This is a genomic window from Stagnihabitans tardus, assembly GCF_009925085.1.
Lineage (GTDB): Bacteria > Pseudomonadota > Alphaproteobacteria > Rhodobacterales > Rhodobacteraceae > Stagnihabitans > Stagnihabitans tardus.
The window spans coordinates 146,201-167,748 of sequence record NZ_JAABNR010000002.1 but is presented as its reverse complement, the minus strand read 5'-3'; the positions used below and the strand labels follow the sequence as shown (position 1 = coordinate 167,748).

Below are 21,548 nucleotides of genomic sequence, written 5' to 3'. Positions count from 1 at the left end.
TCAGCGCCACGCTTGCGGTGACGCCTTCTTTTGGGCCGAGCCCGCATAAGGATGCGAGGCGGAAGGCGGGGGGCGGCATAAGGATTGCATAAAGACGATGGACAGGACCGGGGCGGGCGGGCCATGCAGGGGCCATGGACCCGCAAGCCGCCCCCGGCGCCCTGAGCGCAGACCTGCCCGGATGGCCCCCGGCCCCCAGGCCAGCGGGCCTTGCCGCAGCCCTGGGTCTGGTCGCGGTGACGGCCGGCCTGGCGCAGCTCGAGCTCTGGGCCCTTCCCGCCACCGAGGCGACCGTGCCGCTGATCCTCTTGACCGGAGTCCTCGTCTCGGCCGTGGCCTTCGGCTTCTGGACCGGGCTTTTCGCCGCGCTCCTGGCCTTTGGCGCGCTGAACTTCCTCTTCACCGAGCCGCTCTTCACCTTTCACATCGACCGGGTCCAGGACCTGGTCGCGCTATGGGTCTTTCTCCTGGTGGCGGGGCTTTCGGGCTGGCTGGCGGGGCGGCTGCATGACCGGGCCGAGGCCGCACGGACCCGGGCCGAGGCGCTGGTCGTGCTGGGGGAACTGAGCCATGACCTGATGGGGGCCGAGACGGCGACAGAGGTGCTGACGGCGGCCGAGCGGCATCTGGCGCGGCTGTCGGGCGCGGCGATGATCGTCACACCGCAGAGCCTGGCCAGCCTTCCGGCTTCGGCGCTGGCAGGGGCCGAGCGCTGCTTGCGAACGGGCCAGCCGCAGCCGGCGGCCGCCCCGGGCTGGCCGGGGTCGGACCTGGGTTTCCTGTCCCTGGCCCCTGACCTGGCCCTGGGCCATGGTGCGCCTTCGGGGCGCGAGGCTCCGCACCGGGCCCGCGCCATCGCGGCCCTGGCCGACCAGACCCGCACCGCGCTGCAGCGGCTGGACTTCGCCGAAAACGCCCGGGCCGAACGCCTGCGGGCCGAGGCCTTCGCCACGCGTTCGGCCGTCCTGTCTTCGGTCGGCCATGACCTGCGCACGCCGCTGGCCACGATCCTCGGCGCGGCCAGCGCGCTGCGGGACCTGGACGCAACCCTGACGGCCGCCGCCCGCACCGATCTTCTGACCGCGATCGAGGAAGAGGCCGGGCGGCTGAACCGCCACCTTGCCAATCTCTTGCAGCTCTCGCGGCTGGACCTGGGCGCCCCGCCCCGCAGCGATTGGGTCGACCCCGGCGACATCGCGCTCGCCGCCGCGACCCGTGCCCGGCGGGCCTTTCCCGGCGCCAGGATCGAGATCACCCTGCCGCCCCTGCCGATGATCCGCAGCGATGGCGGGCTTCTGGAACAGGCGCTGTTCAACCTGATCGACAATGGCCTGGCCCATGGCGCGGCCCCGGTGCGGATCGGCGGGAAATGCGACCGCGGCAGCCTTTGGCTGAAAGTAAGCGATGCGGGCGAGGGAGTGCCGCCCCTGTTGCGCGCCTGGCTCGACGGCCCCGACCTGCACCCCGCGCCCGGTCAAGGCGGCCTCGGTCTTGCCGTGGCCAAGGGCATCGCACGCCACCTCGGCGGGCGCCTGACGGCCCCGGACGGGATGCCCCTCCTTCACCTGCCCGAGACCCCATGACACCCCGCCCCCTGATCCTGATCGTCGACGACGAGGCGCAGATCCTGCGGTTCCTTGGCCATGCCCTGACCGCTGCGGGCTATGACACCTGCACCGCCGCCTCGGGGGCCGAGGCCCTGACCCTGGTGACCCGGCAAAAGCCCGACCTGGTGATCCTGGACCTGGGCCTGCCGGACACCGACGGCAAGACGGTGATCGAGACGCTGCGCAAGACCTCGGACCTGCCGGTGATCGTCCTTTCTGCGCGGGATCAGGAGATGGAGAAGATCATGGCGCTGGACCTGGGCGCCGATGACTTCGTGGCCAAGCCCTTCGCCATCGGCGAGCTTCTGGCGCGGCTGCGCGTCTGCCTGCGTCCCCTGCGGCGCGAGCCGAGGCTGAGGCTCGGCCCCCTGGTCATCGACCCCGCCGCCCATCGCGTCACCCGCGACGGGGTCGAGCTGCACCTGACGCCCAAGGAGTTCGACCTGCTGCTGGCCCTGGCCGAGACCCCGGGCCGTGTCCTGACCCATCGCCAGCTTCTGGCCCGCGTCTGGGGCCCCGCCCATGTCGAGGACGTGCCCTATCTGCGCGTCTTCATCGGCCAGTTGCGCGCCAAGGTCGAGACCGATCCGGCGGCCCCCGCGCTGATCCTGACAGAGCCCGGGGTGGGCTATCGCGGCGCGGCTCAAGACCCACGAGATCGTTGACTCGAAGGCCCCCGGGTGCTTCTTGGTCAAGAGATTTGATTGGGGGATTTGACCATGGGGACGATCAACGGCTCGGCTGGCGTGGACGACAACATCTCGTCCGGCGGCATGCAATCCTGGGACACGCTTTTCTCTTCAACCTTCAGCGGCGATGACTATGTCAGCATCTTCAGCCCGCATTACGACATCCACCTCGGCGAGGGGAACGACAGCGTCTCGGGCGGGATCGGCGGCGTGGCCTTTGGCGAGGCGGGCAATGACCGGATGGACGTCTCGTTCTGGCAGGGCGACCATGCCCATTACGGCGGAACGGGCGACGACCGGCTTTCTGTCTTCTTTGGCGGCACCGGGGCGACCTATTTCGGCTCGGGCGGTGCGGGGCGTGACCAGTTCCGCGACGGCAGCACGGCCAGCGAGGCGACCTCGATGACCTTCGACGGAGGTTCGGACTTCGACGTGGTCACCCATACGGGAACCACCGCGATCAGCCTGACCCTTGGCGGCAGCGGCCAGCAGGGCGCCGCGCTGAAAACCTATCGGGCGATCGAGGGCGTCATCGGCGGACAGGGCGCCGACACGATGACCGGCAGCGGCGCCAACAACCTGATGGTGGGCGGCCAGGGGGCCGACCGTATCTCGGGTCTTGGCGGCGACGACTTCCTGATCGGCGAAGGACGGGGGGACAGCTTCGTCTCCGCCTGGCTGGGGCTGAACGTCAACTTCTCGCCCGCCGATGCTTTCAACGCGCTGAACGCGGCTTTCGGCGGCGCCTATGCCGAGGATGGCGGCGCGCTGAACGACACGCTTTACGGCGGCAACGGCAATGACGTGCTGGCGGGAGGCGATGGCGCAGACCTCTTGAACGGCGGCGCCGGCACCGACTGGGTGACCTATCTCTCCTCGCCCGAATGGGCCACGGTGGCCATGAGCCTGGCCACGGGCGGGACGGTCGGCCATGCTTCGGGCGATGTCTATGTCGGGGTCGAGAATGTCCAGGGGTCGAAGTCCAACGACACTTTGGGCGGCAACAACGGGGCAAACGAGATCCGGGGGATGAATGGCCAGGACTCTCTTTCCGGGCTCTTGGGCGACGACACGCTGATCGGCGCCGAGGGGCGCGACACGCTGGACGGCGGAGGCGGTGCCGATGTGCTGACGGGGGGCGACACCGAGGATGCCTTCGTCTTCGGCGCGGGCGGGATCTTCCTGTCCATCGACACGATCACCGACTTCCAGGTCGGGTTCGACGAAATCTGGCTCTCGGCCGCGACCTTCCGCAGGCTTGCCCCGGCAGGAGGCCCGCTGGCCGCGGCCAATTTCGTCCTGGGCAGCACGGCGCTCGACCGCGACGACTTCATCCTTTACGACAGCGCGACCGGGGCCCTCTCTTATGACGCCAACGGCAGAAGCGCGGGCGGCATCGTCCAGTTCGCGCAGCTTGCGACGGGGCTGGCCTTGACCTCGGATGACTTCGTGATCATCGCCTGACCTCGCCCGGGCCATCGGGCAAGGCGCAAAGCGTGTTGACCAGGCGCATCTGGTCGATGGTCTCGCATTTGGCGGCCCGCAGCGCGGGCGCGCCAAAGACCAGGGCCAGCGCCTTGGCGCGCGAGATCGCCACGTTCATCCGGTTGAGCGAGAACAGGAACTCCATGCCCCTTGGGGTTTCTTCGACCGATGAGGCGGTCATCGAGACCAGGCAGACCGGCGCCTCCTGGCCCTGGAACTTGTCCACCGTGCCGACCCGGATCGTATCGGGCAGGGCGGCGCGCAGGGCGTTGACCTGGGCGTTGTAGGGGGCGACGACGATGATGTCGGCCTCGCGCAGGGGGCGGGTGCCCTGGGCGTCGGTCCAGGGGGCCCCGGTCAGGCGCGCCACGGTGGCCTTGATGGCCGCGACCTCCTCGGGTGCCACCTGCGCGTTGCCCTCATGGGCCACGGGCACCCAGAAGGCGCCCGGGCTCCAGCCCTCGACGGCTTGCAGGGCGGTATCGGGATGGCTGGTCAACCGCCCGTCATAGACCTGCTCCGAGATGAACCCGCAGACCGCGGGATGCATCCGCCGCGAGGTGCCAAGGAAGATCCCGCGTGAGGGGTCCAGCGTCGCCGCCCCCTGCGCCAGCCATTCCAGGCAGGATTGCCCGACCGGATCGGGATGCGCGCCCTGGATCACCTGGGGCAGTTGCTGCGGATCGCCGACCAGGACGAGATTGCGCGCCGCCCGCCCCATGGCCGCCATGTTGGCCAGCCCGACCTGGCCCGCCTCGTCGACGAAGAGCCAGTCGAAGGCCTGGACATTCTCGGGCCGGCAAAAGAACCAGGCCGTGCCGCCGACGACCTGGGCCCGGCCCAGCACGGCATCGTCATTGGCGGTCGCCCGGTGGATGGGTGAGCCCTCGGGATAGCCGTCCTCGGTGCCGATCTTGTGGGCCAGGGTGATGTCGGGGTCAGAGGCGGAAAGCGCCTTCAGGCAGCCCGTGAGGACATTGGTGATCGCCTCGTGGCTGCTCGAGGCCACGCCCACCCGCGCCCCCTGGCGCACCAGGGCCAGGATCGCCCGTGCCGTCACATGGGTCTTGCCGGTGCCCGGCGGCCCCTGGATGGGCAGCACCGTCTCCTCCATCGCCTGAACGGCGGCAATGGTGGCGGCGACGGGCTCGCCCCCTGGCATCGGGACAGAGAGCCTGGGCGCCCGGGCCGACAGCAGGTCATCGACGGCGCGATAGGCCCTTGGCCCGCATTGGTCGGCGACCACGTCGCGCAGGGCTTCGGCGATGACCTCGGCGCCGATGGGCTTTTCGGGATGCAGCGTCAGGGTATCGGCCAGGAGCTCCTTCTTCGCCGCCCCCACCTTGAGCGTGATGCGACGGGCGGCGCGGTCCAGCGCCTCGACCGTGGCGGTCGAGAAACCCTCGGGCGCGGGGATCACCGGCGACTTGCCGGGACGCAGCTTGGTCTCTTGCGGGGGATAGTCATAGGTCCGGGCGAAAGAGCGCTTGACCGGCTCGAGCGGCCCCACCGCGCGCAGGCCGCCCAGGGCGTCGAGATCCTCGATCAGGGCCTCGTCGTCGCGGGTCAGGCTGTCGAAGATCGCCCACCAGGCGGGCTTGGCCTCGCGGCGATGGAACATCCCCAGGTCGAAAAGCATCCGCGCCCGGTCCTCGGGCAGATGGGCAAGCTGGGCACGAAGGGCGCTGGCCTCGGCATCCTCCTGCGCCTCGTCGGTGTCGCGATCCTCGCCCGGGCTGGGCCAGGGCGCCTCGGGGCGGATCGTCACCAGCCAGTCGCGCAACCCTTCGGTCGAGACGCAATCGACCCGGTTGTAATCCAGAATCTCGGCCAGGATCGCATCGTCGCCGCTCTCGCGCCAGGCTTCATAGGCGACGACAGAGCCGCCCGCCGTCTTGACCTCTCCGGACCGCTTGAGGCCATAGAAGACCTCCAGAGACTTGATCGAATAGCTGGGCTCCGAGGTCACGATCCCGCCGCGCACCACGGCGTAAAGGTCGACGAAGCGGCCCTCGCGCAAGAGCCGGTCCAGGAAGGCTTCGCCCTGTCCGTATTTCGTGGTCAGGCGGCGCAGCGCCGTGATTTCATAGGGCGCATAGTGATAGATCCGGGCCTTGGGGAAGCGGGTCAGCCAGGCGCGGAAAAAGGCCAGAAGGTCGGTCAGCGCCCGGGCTTCGGCCGCGTGGTCATGGGCCCAGAAGGCGTGGAACCGGCCCTCGGTCCAGACCCCGTGCAGGTATTCAAGCCCGCCCTCGACATGGGGATCGCCCTCGATGTCGTAGAACAGGTCGCCTTCTTGCGGCGCGGGCAAAAGGGCAAAGCCGCGCCCCGGTTCGGGCGGACGAAGCTGGAAGGCGGGCGCCCCGGTCTTGCGGGCGTGCTGCAACCGCGCCTGGGCTTGCAGCCGGTCGCCCCGGTCGGGCGCGCAGGCCAGGGCCTCGACGGTGGCGATGCCCTTGGCCTCCAGCCGCTTGACCTGGGTGCGGGAGATGCCCGCGAGGGTGAAGAGGCTGTCCTCTTGCCGCCAGCGGTCCGCGCAATGGTCAGCCCAGCGGCACAGGGCGCAGGCGGCACAGGGGAGCGGTCGTGTCCGGGGCGGCGCCGCCGCAAAAGCTTCAAGCCGGGTGCGGGCGGCGCGGGCATAGGCGGCGTAATCGGCAAGCCGCAGGGTCGCGCGGGAGCCGTCGCCCAACTCGACATGGGCCTGCGCGGGCATGAGGCCCTGGACCTGGGCCAAAAGGTCGGAATAGAGCACCAGTTGCAGGACATGCGACGGATGCGGGCGGCGTTTCAGCTTGGTGTCGGTGACCTCGTAGCTGAAATCGCCCAGGGCCGAGGGGCGGGGCACGCGGACCAGGAAATCCGACCAGCCGCCCCAGTTGCCGGACTGAAGCGCGCCCTGAAAGACCACCTCGGGGCCCCGGGCCAGCACGGCCCGCGTCGCTTCGGCGTCGTGGAAGAGCTCGCCCCGAGGCATCTCGACCACCTGGGCCCCCTGCGCCTTGAGGCGACCAAGGTGGGCCTGTTCATGCGCATCGCCATGGGCCTGCAAAAGCGCAGCATCGGCACTGTCGGCGCGCGGTTCGGGCCCCTGGCCGCGCAGTCGGGCAAGATCCAGCGTGGTGGCATGAGCGCAGCCCATGAACCGCATCAGGTCGCTGGCCGAAAACAAAAGCCGCCCGTCAATATCGCGCATCAATCCCTCTCAGATGGGGGAAGACTATCAGGAAACCAAGGCAGATCAATCCCTTGCCCCCGGTCCGCAACCAGGATCGGCGCGGCGAGGTCCTCTTGCAGGCAAGGGGCCATGCGATGGGGTTCTGCTGCCGACACCGACCAGCCCTGCGACTTGGGCCGCCTGTCAAAGACCCAGACCGCGGGCGACCTCCTTGATATGGGCAAGACCCCGGCGGTGGCCCTCGGCGTCGAAATGTTCCAGCATCAGCGGCACCTCGCCGCTGAGCTTGGCGATCTCGGTCAGATAGGCCGCGTAATCCAGGTTGCCCTCGCCCGGGGGCACTTCGTCGATGTGGAAAGAGATCCGTCCCGGGCCGCCCTTCAGCACCACGTCCTTGGCATGACACGAGACGATCCAGGGGCCAAGAAGGGCAAAGGCCTCGCGGATCATGGCACCGGTGTTGAAATAGTGCCGGGGCGAGATCACCATGTTGACGGCATCGACATGGGCGGCAAAGGCGGGGCGGTCGATGGCCTTCAAGAGCCGCAGGTAATTCGCGGGCGTGTCGGTCACCATCCAGGGCACCATCTCCAGCGAGAACTTGCAGCGCTTCGGGCGCACGGCGTCGATGATGGCGCGGGCCGTGTCGACCGCGCGCTGAAAGCCCGCCTCGGTCTGGTTTTCGGGATGGGGGCCATAGTCGTAGTTGTCGCTGAGCTGCCAGGCATCGCCCGGATGCCCCGCCGTGCCGTGAAAGGCCACGACCGTCCTTGCGCCCAGCTCATCGGCCAGGGCCAGTTGGTGGCAGGCATAGTCCAGGTTCGCCTGGCGCTGCGCGGGGTCATGGGCGATCAGGTTCCGCCAGGCGCCCCCCTCGGCCAGGATCATATCGGCCCGGGCCAGCGCCCGGGTCAGGGCCGAGATCTCGTCCCGGCTGTCGATCGAGATATCGGGCATGTAGGCGGCGTTGTAGCCGAAGGCGACAAGGGCCTGGACCCAGGCCTCGGGGTCGCCCGCATAGGCGATGTTCTGGCCTCCGAGGCGCAGGGTCATGGCGCATCTCTTTGCGGGTAAAGCAGGACCTTGCCGCAAGCGCCGGTCTCTTGCAGGGCAAAGGCCTCGGAGATCTGCGACAGGGCGAAGCGGTGGGTGGTGAGCCGGTCCAGAAGCGGCCTTGCATCGCGGATGCGCTGCATCATCTGCGGGCCCTGGGCGTCGTGGTTCCAGTGCCAGCAGCCGAAGATGTCGATGCCCTTGCCGGTGATCCGCGCCACCGGCAGGGCGCCGCTCCAGGTCACGAAGGCAAGCCGCCCCCGGGCCCGGACCAGCTCGATGACCAGGGGTGGCACGGTCTCGACATTCGAGGTCTCGATGGCGGCATCGGCGCCGAAACCACCGGTCAGGGTCTGGACCTGCGCCTCCAGGTCGGGGCTGCGGGGGTCAAGGACCGTCTCGGCCCCAAGGGCGCGGGCCAGGTCGGCGCGCGTGGGGTTCGGCTCCAGCGCGATGACCCGGGCGCCCAGGGTGCGGGCATTGATCACGGCGCCCAGCCCCACCGCGCCACAGCCCGAGACCAGCACCGTGTCGCGCTCCGAGACGCCCATCCGCTGCATGGCGGTAAAGCTGGGCCCCAGGGCACAGAGCGCCATGGCGGCATGGTCGGTCGAGATATCCTCGGGCACCGGGTAAAGCAGGTAGTCCGGCTTGATCAGGTATTGCGCATAGCCGCCCAGGCCGCAGGAGGACCCGGTCTCGGCCAGGATATCGCGCTGCCGGGTGCAGTGGATATGCTCCCCCGCGCGGCAGGAGGGGCAGGTTCCGCAGCCCCAATGCGGCATGGCGATGACGCGGTCTCCGACCTTCAGCCGCTTGGACTGCGCGGCATCGACGACCAAGCCAACGGCCTCGTGTCCCAGCTCGTGCCCGGCCTTGCCCGCGCGCCAGGATTGCCATTCGGTGCACATCGGCGCCACCAGGACCTGCACCTTGACGACATCGCCCCCAGCTCTTGGCTCTGGCTTTTCACTGACCTGGGCCCTGCGCGGCCCGGTGATTTCGATGACCTGCATTTTGCCCCCCGTCGTTGCACCAACCATGCCACGGCCCTGCCCGGCCTGTCACGCCATTTGGCGCCCGGTGGACAAAGCCGCCTTCCCCCCTATGATCGCGGCCATATCCGGAGGATCCCATGCGCCCGAAGCACCCACGCCGCCTGCAACCGGGCCAGGTCAGCGAGCTGGTCCTGGCCTCTCGCGATGGCCAAAGCCTGACGGTGATCTACGAGACCACCGAGCTGATCGAGGCGCCGAACTGGACGCCCGACGGCACGGCGCTGATCTACAACGGCGATGGGCGGCTCTGGCGCATCTCGGTCGATGGCCGGCAGGGCCCGGCGCGGATCGATACCGCGCCGATCGAGGATCTGAACAACGACCATGTTCTCTCGCCCGATGGCAAATGGGCCTATCTTTCGGCCAATGACGGGCATCTTTACCGCGTGGCGGCGACCGGGGGCCGGCCCGTCAGGGTGTCGAACGACCAGGACCCCGCGCGGGGGTTCCGGCATTACCTGCACGGGATTTCGCCGGACGGGTCCGAACTGGCCTATGTCGGGCTGGAAACCGAAGGCGGGCGCATCGTCACCCGCATCTGCACCCTGCCCGCGACCGGAGGCCCCGACCGCGTCCTGACCGATGGCGCCTGGCCGGTCGATGGGCCGGACTATGCCCCCGACGGCGCGATCTGGTTCAATTCCGAGGCCGCAAGCCCGGGCCATGCACAGATATTCCGCCTTCAGGGCAGCCTGACCCAGATCACCCGGGACGAAAGGGTGAACTGGTTTCCCCATGTCGCGCCCGATGGCGGGCTGGTGGCCTATATCTCCTTCCCGCCGGGGACGCAGGGTCATCCGGCCGACAAGGATGTGATCATCCGCACCATGAGGCCCGACGGCTCGGAGATCCGCGATATCGACCGGTTCAACGGCGGCCAGGGCTCGATCAACGTGCCCTCATGGGCGCCGGACGGCAGCGCCTTTGCCTATGTCCGCTATCCGCTGCGCTGAGGGCTAAAAGACCGCATGGGCGCCCCGGTCGTCCCCGACCTCGTTCCGGGCAAGCTTCTGATAGTGGTCGGCCAGGGTCTCGGTGCCGAATTCCGGCGTGGCCTCGGCGTCATGGCGCCCGGCGACCGGGTCCCAGACCAGCATGGACTCGGTCGCGTAATAGCGGCCGATCCGCGCCAGTTCGGCCTTGTCGCGCAGCCGGGGCGAGACAAGGCCCAGCACCGAAAGCCCTGCCACGATGGCCGTCATCATCCCCAGGGGCACATGTTTGAACCGGGGCGGCAGGCCCAGGGCCGCAAACAGCATCTCGCCCTGGCGGCGCGGCGTGATGGCGGGCCCCGGCCCTCCGACGGGCAGGATGCGGTTCTGCAAGGCCGGGTCTGACAGGCACAGGACCAGGAAGCGCCCCAGGTCATCGTTGCTGATCGGCTTGCAGGCGGTCAGCTCTCCGTTGCCGAAGAGCAGAAAGGGCTTGCCGGCCCGCAGCCGCTGGACCTGACCCGAGAGCGACTTGAAATAGGCCGTGGGGCGGACGATGGACCAGGCGAGGGGCGCGGCGCAAAGCTCGGCCTCGAAGGCAAGTTTGGCATGCTGAAAGGCCAGGCGCGGCCTTTGCACGCAGATGGCGGACAACAGGACGAACTGGCCGACCCCCGCGCCAAGGGCCGAGGCCAGGGCCGCGCTGTTCAACCCGTGGTCGATGGCGCGGGCCTCTGCGGGGCTGCCGCTGCGCGAGGCGAGGCAAGAGATGACGGCTTGGCAGCCCCGCGCGGTCAGGATCGGGGTCAGGACCTCGGGCGAGAGGTCGAAGGGCAAGGCCTCGACACCCGGCACCTCGGCGCCCGGGCGCAGGGGGGCCAGGACGCGGTGCCCCTCTGCCCGAAGAGCGCGGGCGGTGGCCTGGCCGATGGTGCCGCTGGCCCCAAGCAAGAGCACGGTCTTCGCAGGTTGTGTCATGGGATCAGGCTACAGCAGCCCGCGCCCCCGCAACAGCGCTTTGTCGTCCCCAGCGGCAAGGGCCCCGATCAGGCTCGGGACCTGCCCCTCGGGGATCGGGCGGCTGAAGAGAAAGCCCTGGACCTCGGTGCAGCCCTCTTTCTCAACCGCCAGGAGCTGCTCGGGCGTCTCGACCCCTTCGGCCGTCGAGGTGATGCCCAGGCTCACGCACATCCCCGTCACCGCCCGCACGATGGCCTCGCTTTGCTGCGATTGGCCCAGCCCGGCGACGAAGCTGCGGTCGATCTTGACCTTGTCGAAGGGAAAACGTTGCAGGCTGCGCAACGAGGAATAGCCCGCGCCGAAGTCATCCATCGCGATCCGCACGCCCAGCGCTTTCAACCGTTCCAGCGTCACGACCGTCGCGGGGTTCTCTTTCATCATCACGGTCTCGGTGATCTCAAGCTCCAGCCGCGCGGCAGCGAGGCCGCTTTCCTCCAGCGCCGCCGCAACCGAGGCCACGAGCCCGCCATGGGCCAGTTGCACGGGCGAGAGATTGACCGCGACGCGCGGCGCGCCGGGCCAGAGCATGGCAGCGCGGCAGGCTTCGGACAGGACCCAGTTGCCGACCGGAAGGATCAGGCCGATCTCCTCCAGCAGGGGGATGAAGGCGTCGGGCTGGATCAGGCCGCGCTCGGGGTGGCGCCAGCGCAACAGCGCCTCGAAGGCCACGAGCCTGCGGGTCGTCACCTGCATGATGGGCTGGAAGAACAGCTCGAACTCGCGCGCGGCCCAGGCCCGGCGCAGGTCGATCTCTTGCACCCGGCGCTCGTGCATCCGCGTGTCATTGGCAGGCTCGAAGAAACGCAGGCAGCCCGAGCCATCGGCCTTGGCCCGGTAAAGCGCCACATCGGCGGCCTTGAGCAGGGCCTTGGTCGTCATCCCGTCCAGGGGTGCAAGCGCGATGCCGATGCTGGTGCCGACGCTGATCGGCTGGCCCTCCAGCTCGAAACCCCGGTCGATGACGGCGATCAGCCGCTCGGCCAGGGTCACCACGTCCTGCGGCGCCTGGGTCTCGGTCAAGAGGATGGCGAAGACGTCGCCGCCCAGACGGGCCAGCGTGTCGGCATCGCTGATCTCGGCCCGCAGACGCGCGGCCACGGCGCACAGAAGCGCATCGCCGACCGCATGGCCCAGGCGGTCGTTGACCTCCTTGAAGTGGTCGAGGTCGACAAGAAGCACGGCACATCCCGGCCCGCGCCGCACCCGGGCAAGCGTCCGTTCCAGCCGGTCCAGGAAGAGCGCGCGGTTGGGCAGGCCGGTCAACCCGTCGTGATGGGCAAGATAGGCGACTCGCTCCAGCGCCTGGAAGCGCTCGGTCACGTCAAAGGACAGGCCGTCGATGCGCTGCGCGCGGCCCGAGGCATCGCGTTCGACCTTGCCGAAGACCTCGATCCAGCGCATCCCGCCACCGGGGGGAAGCGCGCGATACTGGACGTGGAAATCCTCTCCGCCCGGTGCCATGGCCGCTTCGGCGGCAGCGCGCACCAGGACCCGGTCGGCCGGGTGCAGGATGTCCCACCACGCGGCCCGGGTCAGCTGCGGCAGGGGCGCAAGCCCGTGCTGGGCCAGGTAAAGCTCGGAGACCGTCAGGAGGTCGGTCTGGCAGTCCCATTGCCAGGGCGCGGCCCGGGCGGCATCGATCGCGAAACGCAGCCGCTCCTCGCCGTCTTTCAGAACATCGAAGATCCGCTTGGCCTCGGTGACATCGCGCAGAAAGATCGAGATGCCGGCGACCTGGCCCGCAGGGTCGCGGATCAGCGACAGGGTCATCGCCACATCGACCAGGCCCCCGGCCTTGGTGCGCAGCCGGGTCTGGATATGCTCGGACCGCGCGCCCCCCTTCAGACGCAGCAGGACATCGGCCATCCGCAGGTCGCTGTCCTCCCAGAGAAAGGCCGCGCCCCGACCCAGCATCTCGGAGGCCGTGTAGCCCAGCATCCGCGTCGCCGCCGGGTTCCACGAGGTCACCACATCGGAGGTCGACTGCGAGATGATGGCGTCGTCCGAGAACTCGACCACGGCGGCGTTCAGCCTCTCGATCCGGTTGGCGCGCTGTGCTTCGGCAAGAGCCACGGCCTGGGCCTGCAGGAACAGCTCGGCCGCCACAACCGGAAAGGCCGAGGTCAGGACATAGATGACCTGGGCCAGGTCATGGCCCGGCCCTGCCCCGGGGAGGAAGACGAAATGGATGATCAAGGTCGAAAGCCCGACGACGGCCAGCCCGATCTCGACCCGCAGGAAGACCGAGGCCAGGACGACGGTGGGCAGCATGGGCAGGTAGTTCAGCTCTGCCCCCATCAGGTGCAGGATCGAGCGCAGGCCCATGCCCATGAGGATGACCCCAAGGCCAAGGGCGATCTGCGCCCCGACCCGCCCCCCGGAGCGCCAGGCCATGACACCGTCCCACAGGCGATAGACGGCCAGGGGCAAAGACCCTTTCGCCTTGCCAAGCCATGGGGATCGCGGTCCGGTCACAGGCCCTCCATCTTGGGATGAGCACGGTCTTCCAAGGTCTGATTACGGGAGAACAGGCCGATTTCATAGGACTAATGAAAGCTTTCCGCGAATCTGGCTTCAAAGACACAACCCAGAGATGAAATCAGACCGGCCCCTGCACCAGGTCCGACAGGATCGGGCAGTCCGGCCGGTCATCGCCACAACAGGCCTGTGCCAGATGCTCCAGCGCCTCTTTCATGGCCTGCATCGCGGCGATCTTGCTTTCCAGCGCGTCGATCTGGTCCCTTGCCAGCCGCTTGACATCGGAACTGTGGCGCGAGCGGTCGCGCCACAGGGCCAGAAGCGTCTCGATCCGCTCGACCGGAAAGCCAAGATCGCGCGCCCGCCGGATAAAGCGCAGGACCTGGATTTCCGAGGCCGAATAAACCCGGTAGCCCGCGCCCGTGCGCGGGGCGGCGGGGACGAGGCCTATGGATTCGTAGTAGCGGATCATCTTGGCCGAGACGCCCGAGGCCCTGGCGGCTTCCCCGATGTTCATGGCTGCACCCCCTGTGGGGCAAAGCGCCTCAGCCGCAGCGCATTGCCCAGGACAAAGACCGAGGACAGGGCCATGGCTCCGGCAGCGAAGACCGGCGACAGGAGGATGCCGAAGCCCGGCCACAGGAGGCCCGCCGCCACCGGGATCAGCGCGGCATTGTAGGCAAAGGCCCAGAACAGGTTCTGCCCGATGTTGCGCATCGTGGCCTGCGACAGGGCGATGGCATCGGGCACGGCGGTCAGGCGGCCGGTCATCAGGACGACATCGGCCGCCTCGATGGCGACATCGGTGCCGGTGCCGACGGCCAGGCCCACATCGGCCTCGGCCAGGGCGGGGGCGTCGTTGATCCCGTCACCGACATAGGCCAGGGGGCCAAGCGCCTTCAGCCGCCGGATGGCCTGAACCTTGCCCTCGGGCAGGACCTCGGCCACGACCTCGTCGATGCCCAGTTCGGCCGCGATGGCCCGGGCGGTGCGGGCATTGTCGCCGGTGACCATGGCGACCCGCAGCCCCATGCCATGCAGGGCGCGGATGGCCTGGGGGGTCGAGGGCTTGATCGGGTCCGACACGGCCAGGATCGCCGCAAGCCGTCCATCCAGCGCGGCGTAAAGCGGGGTCTTGCCCTTGTCGGCCAGAGCCTGGGCCAGTTCGGCAAAGGGGCCGACGTCAAGGCCCAGGGCCACCATGAAGCGGTCGGCGCCGATCTGCACCCGCATGACCCCCGCCATGGCCTCGACCCCCAGCCCCGTGCGCGAGGCAAAGGCGGTGACGGGCGGCAGGGTCAGGCCCTCGGCCAGGGCGGCCTGGGTGATGGCGCGGGCGATGGGGTGCTCGGACTGCGCCTCGACCGCGGCCACGGCGGCCAGAACCCCGGACCTTTCGAAACCCGGCGCCAGGTGCAGGTCGGTCAGGCTTGGGCGGCCCTCGGTCAGGGTGCCGGTCTTGTCCAGCGCCACGACACGCACATCGCGCAGGGCCTGCAAGGACTCGCCCCGGCGGAAGAGGACGCCCATCTCGGCCCCCCGCCCCGTCCCCACCATGATCGAGGTCGGCGTGGCCAGTCCCATGGCGCAGGGGCAGGCGATGACCAGCACGGCCACCGCATTGACCAGCGCCAGGCCCAGCGCGGGCTTAGGCCCCAGGGCCGCCCAAGCCGCAAAGGTCACCAGTGCCAGACCCATGACGACGGGCACGAACCACAGCGTCACCCGGTCGACCAGGGCCTGGATCGGCAGCTTGCCGCCCTGCGCGGCCTCGACCAGGCGGATGATCTGCGCCAGCATCGTGTCCTGCCCCACGGCCTCGGCGCGGAAGGTGAAGGCGCCGGTCTGGTTCACCGTCCCCCCGGTCACCCGGCTGCCCGCGGTCTTTTCCACCGGCAGGGGCTCGCCCGTGATCATGCTTTCATCCACCCAGCTTGCGCCCTCGGTCACCAGGCCATCGACGGGCAGCCTTTCGCCCGGGCGCATCTCGATCAGGTCGCCCCGGCGGAGGTCGGCCAGGGCCAGGTCCTGCGCAGGGCCGTCGCGCCGGACCCGCGCGGTCCGGGGTTGCAGACCCACCAGCCGCTGGATCGCCTGGGACGTGCGACCCTTGGCGCGGGCCTCCAGAAAGCGGCCCAGAAGGATCAGCGTCACGATCACCGCCGCCGCCTCGTAATAGACATGCACCGTGCCTTGGGGCAGGAGACCCGGGGCAAAGGTGGCCGTGAGCGAGTAGAGATAGGCCGCCAGAGTGCCCACCGCGACAAGGCTGTTCATGTCGGGCGCCAGGCGGATCAGCGCGGGCAGGCCCTTCAGGTAGAACCGCCGCCCCGGACCGATCAGCACCGCCGTCGTCAGGGCGCATTGCAAGAGCCAGCTCGTCTGCATCCCGATGGTGGACATGACCAGCGCATGGACCCAGGGCAGAAGATGCCCCCCCATCTCCAGCACGAAGACCGGCAAGGACAGCGCCGCCGCCGCCCAAAGGTCGCGCCGCAGCGCGCTGTCCTCGGCCTGCCTGCGGGCCGCGACCCCCTCGGCCAGGCCCGAGACCGCCAGCCTGGCGTCATAGCCCGCCGCCTCGACCGCGGCGATCAGCGCGGCACCCTCGGCTTGGCCCGTCACATGGGCCCGCTCGGTGGCCAGGTTGACCTGGGCCTCACTGACCCCCGGAACGGATTTCAGCGCGCGCTCGACCCGGGCCACGCAGGAGGCACAGGTCATGCCCTCGAGGACCAGGTCGATGGGCTCGGAGACCACGTCATAGCCGAGGGTCGCGACCGCCCGCACCAGGTCGGCGCGGTTCAGGCCCTGGCCCGTGACCTCGGCCCGCTCGGTCGCCAGGTTGACGCTGGCGGCACTGACCCCCGGCACGGCCCGAAGCGCGCGCTCGACCCGGGCGACGCAAGAGGCACAGGTCATGCCTTCGACCTGAAGGACAAGGCGGGAGGTGTTCATGGCGGATGACCTTTTCGATCCGGTTCCATGCGTCACATAGGGCTTCCCATCATGGCAAGGTCAAGGGCCGCTGGAAAAGAAGTCTGCCACGGGCTCTTGACCTTGCCACCGTGGGAAGCCCTATCTGACGGGCAGGCTGCAACCCAATGGAGGCGCTTCATGCAGTTCCACATCGAAACCATGACCTGCGGCGGCTGTGTCCGCAGCGTCACCAAGGTGATCCAGTCGGTGGACCCCGGGGCCGAGGTCAAGGCCGACCCGGCAACCCACCTGGTCGAGGTCGTCACCACCGCCCCGCGCGAAAGGCTGAGCGCCGTGCTGACCGATGCGGGCTTTGCGCCCGCCTGAGTCCCAGGATCGACCTGACTTCAACGAAGGGAAAGAAGATGCGGAAGCGGAACCTCGCGCTGATCGCCGGAGCAGTTGCAATTGCCGGAGGGCTGGCGCTTGCCCAGACCACGGACCATTCGACGATGGACCATTCCACGATGACCCACGGCGCGGCGGAGATGGCGGACAGCCCCTCCGTCCAGGCCTATCTGGCCGCGATGGAGGTCATGATGACCGATATGGCGATCCAGTATAGCGGCGACGCGGATATCGACTTCGTCCGGGGCATGATCCCGCATCACGAGGCCGCTGTCGCCATGGCGCGGATCCAGTTGGAATATGGCAAGGACCCCGAGATCCGCGCGCTGTCCGAAGCGGTGATCAAGGCGCAAGAGGCCGAGATCGCGATGATGAAGGCCTGGCTTGCGGCCAAGGGGCAATAGGCTCAGGACCGCAAGCGCAGCCCCTCGGGGTCGAAGAAGGCCCGGCGGGTCACGGTTGCGGGACGCCCGAGGACCGTGACCGGGGCCGCCTCGGTGGCGACATCGGTCGCAAGATGGGCGCTGGCCAGGACGGCGCCGACCGAGGGCCCATGGTCGGAATAGGTGACATGGCCGACCGCGCGGCCCCCGGCCATCACGGGCGTCATGGCCGGGACGGGGCTGTCGTTGCCCAGCACCAGGCCGACCCAGGTCGTGGCCACCCCCGCGTCGCGCACCCGCAACAGGGCCTCGCGGCCGATGAAATCGCCCTTGTCGAACTTGATGAAAGCGTCGGTGCCGACGTGGAAGGGGGTGAGGCTCTCGTCCATGTCGATGCCATGGGCGGGGTACAGCTTTTCCAGCCCCAGGGTGAACATCGCGTTCACCCCATAGGGCCGCAGGCCCAGGGCGCCGCCCGCACGGAACAGCGCCATCCAGACCCCCGCCGCCTCGTCGGAGGGCACGAAAAGCTCGAAGCCCAGTTCCCCCGTGACCCCCGTGCGCGAGATCATGACCCGCGTGCCGTCCAGATGCCCGAAGGTGAAGGTCCAGCGCTTCAGGGCGGTCAGGTCGGCATCCGGGATCAGGCCCTGCAACAGCGCGCGCGAGTTCGGCCCCTGCACGGTCGGGAAGGCCACGGCGGCGGTGATGTCGGTGACATAGGCCCGGCGGCCCGTCGCATGGGCCGCCACCCAGTCGCGGATCTTCAGCCGATTGCGCGAGCCGGTGACGATCAGGAAATGTTCAGACCCAAGGCGGAAGACGGTCAGGTCATCCATGATCCCGCCGTCATGGGCGCAGACGCTGGCATAGCGTGCCTGCCCCGGCGCCATCCGCGCGGCATCGTTGACGATCAGGTGGTTGACCAGGGCCTCGGCCTCCGGTCCCTTGACGTCGATCTTGCCCATGGTCGAGAGGTCCTGAACCCCGACCCGGGCGCGGGTGTTCAGATGCTCGGCCACCGCATCGCCATAGCTGTGGACGTTGAGAAACCCGCCGCCCACGGGTCCCATCTGGGCTCCCATGGCAGAGGCGAGGGCGTGGAACGGCGTGCGGCGCAGGGTCATGGCGGGCTCCTTTTGCGCGGAGCCTGCCATGATGGCCGGGGTTTTCAGCCATGCCGCCGACGTAAGGGCGTCGCAAGTGGAGCTTCGCCCCTAAAGCGCCGCCGTGCGGTTGCTCTCATACAGCGCCTGGCCATCGCTCACGAAATTCAGGATGAATTTCTTGCCCGGCGTGGTTCCGGTCGCCAGCACCCCGGCCCCCACGAAGCCAGCCCCAAAGCTCAGGTTGCGGCTCGTGGTGCCCTGGGCCGTGATCACCAGGGTGCAGCGCGTGCCCGCCGGCGGAACCGTGGTCGTGAAGGTGCCCGAGGCCGTGGGCGTGACGAAGACGAACTCCTTGGCGCCGAAGCCCAGGTCTCCCGGCGCCAGGGCCCCCAGAAAGCTGGTGCCCGAGGTCACAAGGCCGGTCGAGGTCAGGCTCGAGCCCTTGACGCTGGCGGGCGTGGTGGCGCCGATCGGCTGGCCCTCCAGCAGCATGGTTCCGCTGGCATCGGGCAAGGAGATCGTCACCTGGGTGCCGCTGGCGATGCCGCCCAGGGCAAAGCTGGCCCTTTTGGTCGCATCCGAAACATCGGCCAGCGCGGCCAAGATCAGGGGCGCCTTGAACTGCCAGGCCGTCTTGGACAGGTCGTAGGTGAACTGCCGGGTGTTGTCGACGCCGCCCGCCCCGTTCGAGGGATTGATGAGGAAGTTGCTGCCGTTCCAGCCCAGCGCGGCGATATTGCCGCCGCCGCTGGCCTGGCCCACGCCGAACCCCCACCAGCCGATATCCAAGACCCGGTGATATTCGGTGCCATTGGTGCCCAGGCTGATGATGCTGTCCGAGGCCGGGCCGTCGTTGGTCCAGTCCGCCATGATCGAGACGCTCTTGTCGGCGCGGATCGACACATGGCCATCGGCGATGATCGCGCCGCGGATCGACACATCCGGCAGGCCAACGACCTGCGAGCCATCGCCGGAGATATTCCCGCTGACCACCCAGCGTTTCTGGTCATCGGGCACATAGGTTCCGGTGAAATGGACGGCCTCGTTGACGGTGGTAAAGGTGTTGTTGGCGATGACCGCGCCGCTGAGGTTCGAGGCGTTCCCGTTGAAGAACTCGATCAGCCAGGGGTTCCCCCCGTTGCCGTTCTTGTGGAAATGGTTCGCCACGAAGATCGCCGCCGGGTTCGCCCCGGGGAATGCCGGGTCCCCCGAAATCACCTTGGCGTCGATGCGCAAGAGGCCGTTGTCGATATAGTTCCCGACGAAAGAGACATTCGGCCCGGCAATCGTCCCGTTCACGGTCGACAAGCCCGTATTCGAACCATTGTAGAAATGGTTGCCGTGGATCTGGCCGGGACCTTCTGTCTAAGTGCTGATGCACTCCTTCGCATAGGCGCAGACATTGCGCATGACCATGTAATCGACCGTGGCAAGGTCGATCAGCTTGGCCGTGCGCCTGGCCGCGACGTTCCATTCGCCCTCATTCCAATTCCACTGCCGAAAGTCGCAACCCTCGATCCGCAGTTCGGTCGCCTTGGTCTGGCTGCGCACCGCGTAATCCGGCACGCCATGGACCCGGCAGCGCAGGATATGGACCGTGGCGGCATTGTCGATCAGCCAGCCATTGGCCTTGTGGGAGCCCTCGATCACGCAATCCTCGAAGGTCATGTCCCGTGAGGTCGCGGCGATCTTGAAGACCGGAAGCTCTGGGTCCCAATTGTTGATGGCGATGAAGGTGCAGCGCAGGCAGCGGACATTGGACCGGCCGGGCAGGTTCACCTGGCCCCAGACGCCGAATTCCTCGCAGCGCCCGTCGATGACACCGCCATGGTCTATCAGATAGTCAAAGGCCCTGCGGACGGCCGAGGTCATGTCGGTCGCTCCGGGGGTGGTGTTGGTGGCAAAATGCGACGGGCTGATGATCCCCTCGGGCACCCAGCCGGGCAGGCCCACAAGGTAGGTGCCGCTGTCGGTGAAGCGATAGGCCAGCCCGCCGGCATGGATCACGACGCCTAATGCGGGTTTCTTGCCAAGGGCCCAGGCCACAAAGGCAGCGTGGGAGGGGAAGCCGACATAATCGGGCAGCGCACCGGCGTTGGGATTGGTGGTCGTGTCAAAGACAACATCTGAAGCCGGAATCGTCATTTGGGAACCTCGGTGATTGAAAAGCGCCTGGCGTGGAATTGCCCCCCCCCCCCCCAGGCTAGTCCACGACCAAAGGCCCCGTCAATCACCGCCCCTGGGGCCTCAGCGCCGCCGCATGCCCGGATGCTTGGCGCTCTCCAGGATATGACCCGAGGAATCCATCACCTGCGCCGCATGGGACACGATGCGCGGGTCGATCTGGCCGATCACCTCGAGGTCCTTGCCGGGATAGTCGATGGTCGACAGGAAATGCCGCATCGCGTTCAGCCTGGCGCGCTTTTTGTCATCGGATTTCACGATGACCCAGGGCGCATCGGCGGTGTCGGTGTAGAAGAACATCGCCTCCTTGGCCTCGGTGTAATCCTCCCACTTGTCGAGGCTCGCCTTGTCGATGGGCGAGAGCTTCCAGCGCTTCAAGGGATCGGTCTCGCGGGCGATGAAGCGGGCGCGTTGCTCGTCGCGGGTGACCGAGAACCAGTATTTGTAAAGCCTTATGCCAGAGCGGACCAGCATGCGTTCAAGCTCGGGCGCCTCGCGCATGAACTCCAGGTATTCGACCGGGCTGCAAAAGCCCATGACCCTTTCGACCCCGGCGCGGTTGTACCAGGAGCGGTCGTAGAAGACCATTTCCCCCGAGGTCGGCAGATGCGCCAGGTAGCGCTGGAAGAACCACTGGCCCTTTTCCACATCCGAGGGCTTGGTCAGGGCGCAGACCCGGGCATAGCGCGGGTTCAGATGCTCCATGAAGCGCTTGATCGTGCCGCCCTTGCCCGCCGCATCGCGGCCCTCCATCAGGATGACGAACTTCTGCCCGGTCTCCTGCGTCCAGATCTGGACCTTGAGCAACTCGGCCTGAAGCTTGACCAGCTCGGCCTCATAGGCCGCACGGCCCAAGGCGCGGGCATAGGGGTAATGGCCGGTTTCGAAGGCATGGCGCAGGCGGTCGGCTTCGGTCACCGGGAACTGGGTCGGGCCGTGCAGCTGGGCCTCGTCAGGGGTAGCGGGGGCTTGGTCGTCCATGGTCTCTCCCTCGGCTTGGGCCCAAAGGGCCGGATAGCGGCAGAAAACCCAAGGCGCCGGGGCC

The 21,548-nt window shown here is 68.3% G+C and carries 17 protein-coding genes; 6 read left to right on the top strand and 11 right to left on the bottom strand.

Annotated elements, in window-relative coordinates; genetic code table 11:
* Positions 1–134 precede the first annotated feature (134 nt).
* From GV832_RS02585 to GV832_RS22280, 3 genes are read left to right on the top strand one after another with little or no spacing between them, the layout of a single operon-like run.
* A complete protein-coding gene (locus GV832_RS02585) occupies positions 135–1,583 on the top strand; it encodes a DUF4118 domain-containing protein (RefSeq protein ID WP_168773265.1) in 1,449 nt (482 codons plus the stop codon).
* Positions 1,580–2,272 carry a response regulator gene (locus tag GV832_RS02580; RefSeq protein ID WP_168773264.1) on the top strand — a complete coding sequence of 231 codons (693 nt, stop codon included), beginning with the start codon at positions 1,580–1,582 and terminating at the stop codon, positions 2,270–2,272. Before GV832_RS02585 ends, GV832_RS02580 begins: the two co-directional genes overlap by 4 nt.
* A 39-nt stretch (positions 2,273–2,311) precedes the next feature.
* A complete protein-coding gene (locus tag GV832_RS22280) occupies positions 2,312–3,760 on the top strand; it encodes a calcium-binding protein (protein WP_168773263.1) in 1,449 nt (482 codons plus the stop codon).
* Here GV832_RS22280 and GV832_RS02570 read toward each other — a convergent pair.
* The 3 genes from GV832_RS02570 to GV832_RS02560 form a co-directional block, all read right to left on the bottom strand.
* A complete protein-coding gene (locus GV832_RS02570; protein ID WP_168773262.1) occupies positions 3,750–6,977 on the bottom strand; it encodes a TM0106 family RecB-like putative nuclease in 3,228 nt (1,075 codons plus the stop codon). The genes GV832_RS22280 and GV832_RS02570 overlap by 11 nt on opposite strands.
* Positions 6,978–7,142: 165 nt before the next feature.
* Positions 7,143–8,012, bottom strand: a complete 870-nt coding sequence (locus GV832_RS02565) for a sugar phosphate isomerase/epimerase family protein (protein ID WP_168773261.1) — start codon at positions 8,010–8,012, stop codon at positions 7,143–7,145.
* Entirely contained in the window at positions 8,009–9,028 is a 1,020-nt protein-coding gene (locus GV832_RS02560; RefSeq protein WP_168773260.1) for a zinc-dependent alcohol dehydrogenase, read from the bottom strand. Before GV832_RS02560 ends, GV832_RS02565 begins: the two co-directional genes overlap by 4 nt.
* A gap of 119 nt (positions 9,029–9,147) precedes the next feature.
* Here GV832_RS02560 and GV832_RS02555 point away from each other — a divergent pair, with 119 nt between their 5' ends.
* Positions 9,148–10,023, top strand: a complete 876-nt coding sequence (locus tag GV832_RS02555; protein WP_168773259.1) for a TolB family protein — start codon at positions 9,148–9,150, stop codon at positions 10,021–10,023.
* 3 nt (positions 10,024–10,026) lie between these two features.
* Here GV832_RS02555 and GV832_RS02550 read toward each other — a convergent pair whose 3' ends face one another.
* The 4 genes from GV832_RS02550 to GV832_RS02535 form a co-directional block, all read right to left on the bottom strand.
* Complete coding sequence (locus tag GV832_RS02550; RefSeq protein WP_168773258.1) at positions 10,027–10,980, bottom strand: NAD(P)H-binding protein; 954 nt, start codon at positions 10,978–10,980, stop codon at positions 10,027–10,029.
* A 9-nt stretch (positions 10,981–10,989) separates the two neighbouring features.
* Positions 10,990–13,416, bottom strand: coding sequence for a putative bifunctional diguanylate cyclase/phosphodiesterase (locus tag GV832_RS02545; protein ID WP_168773257.1), 2,427 nt, complete (start codon positions 13,414–13,416; stop codon positions 10,990–10,992).
* A 205-nt stretch (positions 13,417–13,621) separates the two neighbouring features.
* The gene (gene cueR / locus GV832_RS02540; protein WP_168773256.1) at positions 13,622–14,017 is read right to left on the bottom strand and encodes a Cu(I)-responsive transcriptional regulator; all 396 of its coding nucleotides are present in this window, start codon (positions 14,015–14,017) and stop codon (positions 13,622–13,624) included.
* On the bottom strand, positions 14,014–16,458 hold the full coding sequence (locus GV832_RS02535; RefSeq protein WP_168773255.1) for a heavy metal translocating P-type ATPase: 2,445 nt from the start codon (positions 16,456–16,458) through the stop codon (positions 14,014–14,016). The genes cueR and GV832_RS02535 overlap by 4 nt, the downstream gene beginning before the upstream one ends.
* A gap of 159 nt (positions 16,459–16,617) precedes the next feature.
* Between GV832_RS02535 and GV832_RS02530 the strand changes: the two genes are divergently transcribed.
* Together GV832_RS02530 and copM are read left to right on the top strand one after the other, a co-directional pair.
* Entirely contained in the window at positions 16,618–16,806 is a 189-nt protein-coding gene (locus GV832_RS02530; RefSeq protein ID WP_168773254.1) for a heavy-metal-associated domain-containing protein, read from the top strand.
* 38 nt (positions 16,807–16,844) lie between these two features.
* Complete coding sequence (copM, locus tag GV832_RS02525) at positions 16,845–17,231, top strand: CopM family metallochaperone (RefSeq protein ID WP_168773253.1); 387 nt, start codon at positions 16,845–16,847, stop codon at positions 17,229–17,231.
* A gap of 2 nt (positions 17,232–17,233) precedes the next feature.
* Here copM and GV832_RS02520 read toward each other — a convergent pair whose 3' ends face one another.
* From GV832_RS02520 to ppk2, 4 genes are all read right to left on the bottom strand, one after another.
* Positions 17,234–18,337 (bottom strand): aminomethyl transferase family protein, encoded by a 1,104-nt coding sequence (locus GV832_RS02520; RefSeq protein WP_168773252.1) that lies wholly within the window; start codon positions 18,335–18,337, stop codon positions 17,234–17,236.
* A 90-nt stretch (positions 18,338–18,427) separates the two neighbouring features.
* Positions 18,428–19,627, bottom strand: coding sequence for a hypothetical protein (locus GV832_RS02515; protein WP_168773251.1), 1,200 nt, complete (start codon positions 19,625–19,627; stop codon positions 18,428–18,430).
* 57 nt (positions 19,628–19,684) lie between these two features.
* Complete coding sequence (locus GV832_RS02510) at positions 19,685–20,464, bottom strand: hypothetical protein (protein ID WP_168773250.1); 780 nt, start codon at positions 20,462–20,464, stop codon at positions 19,685–19,687.
* A 102-nt stretch (positions 20,465–20,566) separates the two neighbouring features.
* Positions 20,567–21,484, bottom strand: a complete 918-nt coding sequence (gene ppk2, locus GV832_RS02505; RefSeq protein WP_168773249.1) for a polyphosphate kinase 2 — start codon at positions 21,482–21,484, stop codon at positions 20,567–20,569.
* Positions 21,485–21,548: the final 64 nt, after the last annotated feature.

Coding starts and splice junctions, on each gene's coding strand:
- copM (WP_168773253.1), top strand. CDS start 16,845: ATGCGGAAGCGGAACCTCGCGCTGATCGCCGGAGCAGTTGCAATTGCC.
- GV832_RS02535 (WP_168773255.1), bottom strand. CDS start 16,458: ATGAACACCTCCCGCCTTGTCCTTCAGGTCGAAGGCATGACCTGTGCC.
- GV832_RS02545 (WP_168773257.1), bottom strand. CDS start 13,416: ATGGCCTGGCGCTCCGGGGGGCGGGTCGGGGCGCAGATCGCCCTTGGC.
- GV832_RS02565 (WP_168773261.1), bottom strand. CDS start 8,012: ATGACCCTGCGCCTCGGAGGCCAGAACATCGCCTATGCGGGCGACCCC.
- GV832_RS02560 (WP_168773260.1), bottom strand. CDS start 9,028: ATGCAGGTCATCGAAATCACCGGGCCGCGCAGGGCCCAGGTCAGTGAA.
- GV832_RS02585 (WP_168773265.1), top strand. CDS start 135: ATGGACCCGCAAGCCGCCCCCGGCGCCCTGAGCGCAGACCTGCCCGGA.
- ppk2 (WP_168773249.1), bottom strand. CDS start 21,484: ATGGACGACCAAGCCCCCGCTACCCCTGACGAGGCCCAGCTGCACGGC.
- GV832_RS02555 (WP_168773259.1), top strand. CDS start 9,148: ATGCGCCCGAAGCACCCACGCCGCCTGCAACCGGGCCAGGTCAGCGAG.
- GV832_RS02580 (WP_168773264.1), top strand. CDS start 1,580: ATGACACCCCGCCCCCTGATCCTGATCGTCGACGACGAGGCGCAGATC.
- cueR (WP_168773256.1), bottom strand. CDS start 14,017: ATGAACATCGGGGAAGCCGCCAGGGCCTCGGGCGTCTCGGCCAAGATG.
- GV832_RS02550 (WP_168773258.1), bottom strand. CDS start 10,980: ATGACACAACCTGCGAAGACCGTGCTCTTGCTTGGGGCCAGCGGCACC.
- GV832_RS02570 (WP_168773262.1), bottom strand. CDS start 6,977: ATGCGCGATATTGACGGGCGGCTTTTGTTTTCGGCCAGCGACCTGATG.
- GV832_RS02530 (WP_168773254.1), top strand. CDS start 16,618: ATGCAGTTCCACATCGAAACCATGACCTGCGGCGGCTGTGTCCGCAGC.
- GV832_RS02510 (WP_168773250.1), bottom strand. CDS start 20,464: ATGACGATTCCGGCTTCAGATGTTGTCTTTGACACGACCACCAATCCC.
- GV832_RS02520 (WP_168773252.1), bottom strand. CDS start 18,337: ATGACCCTGCGCCGCACGCCGTTCCACGCCCTCGCCTCTGCCATGGGA.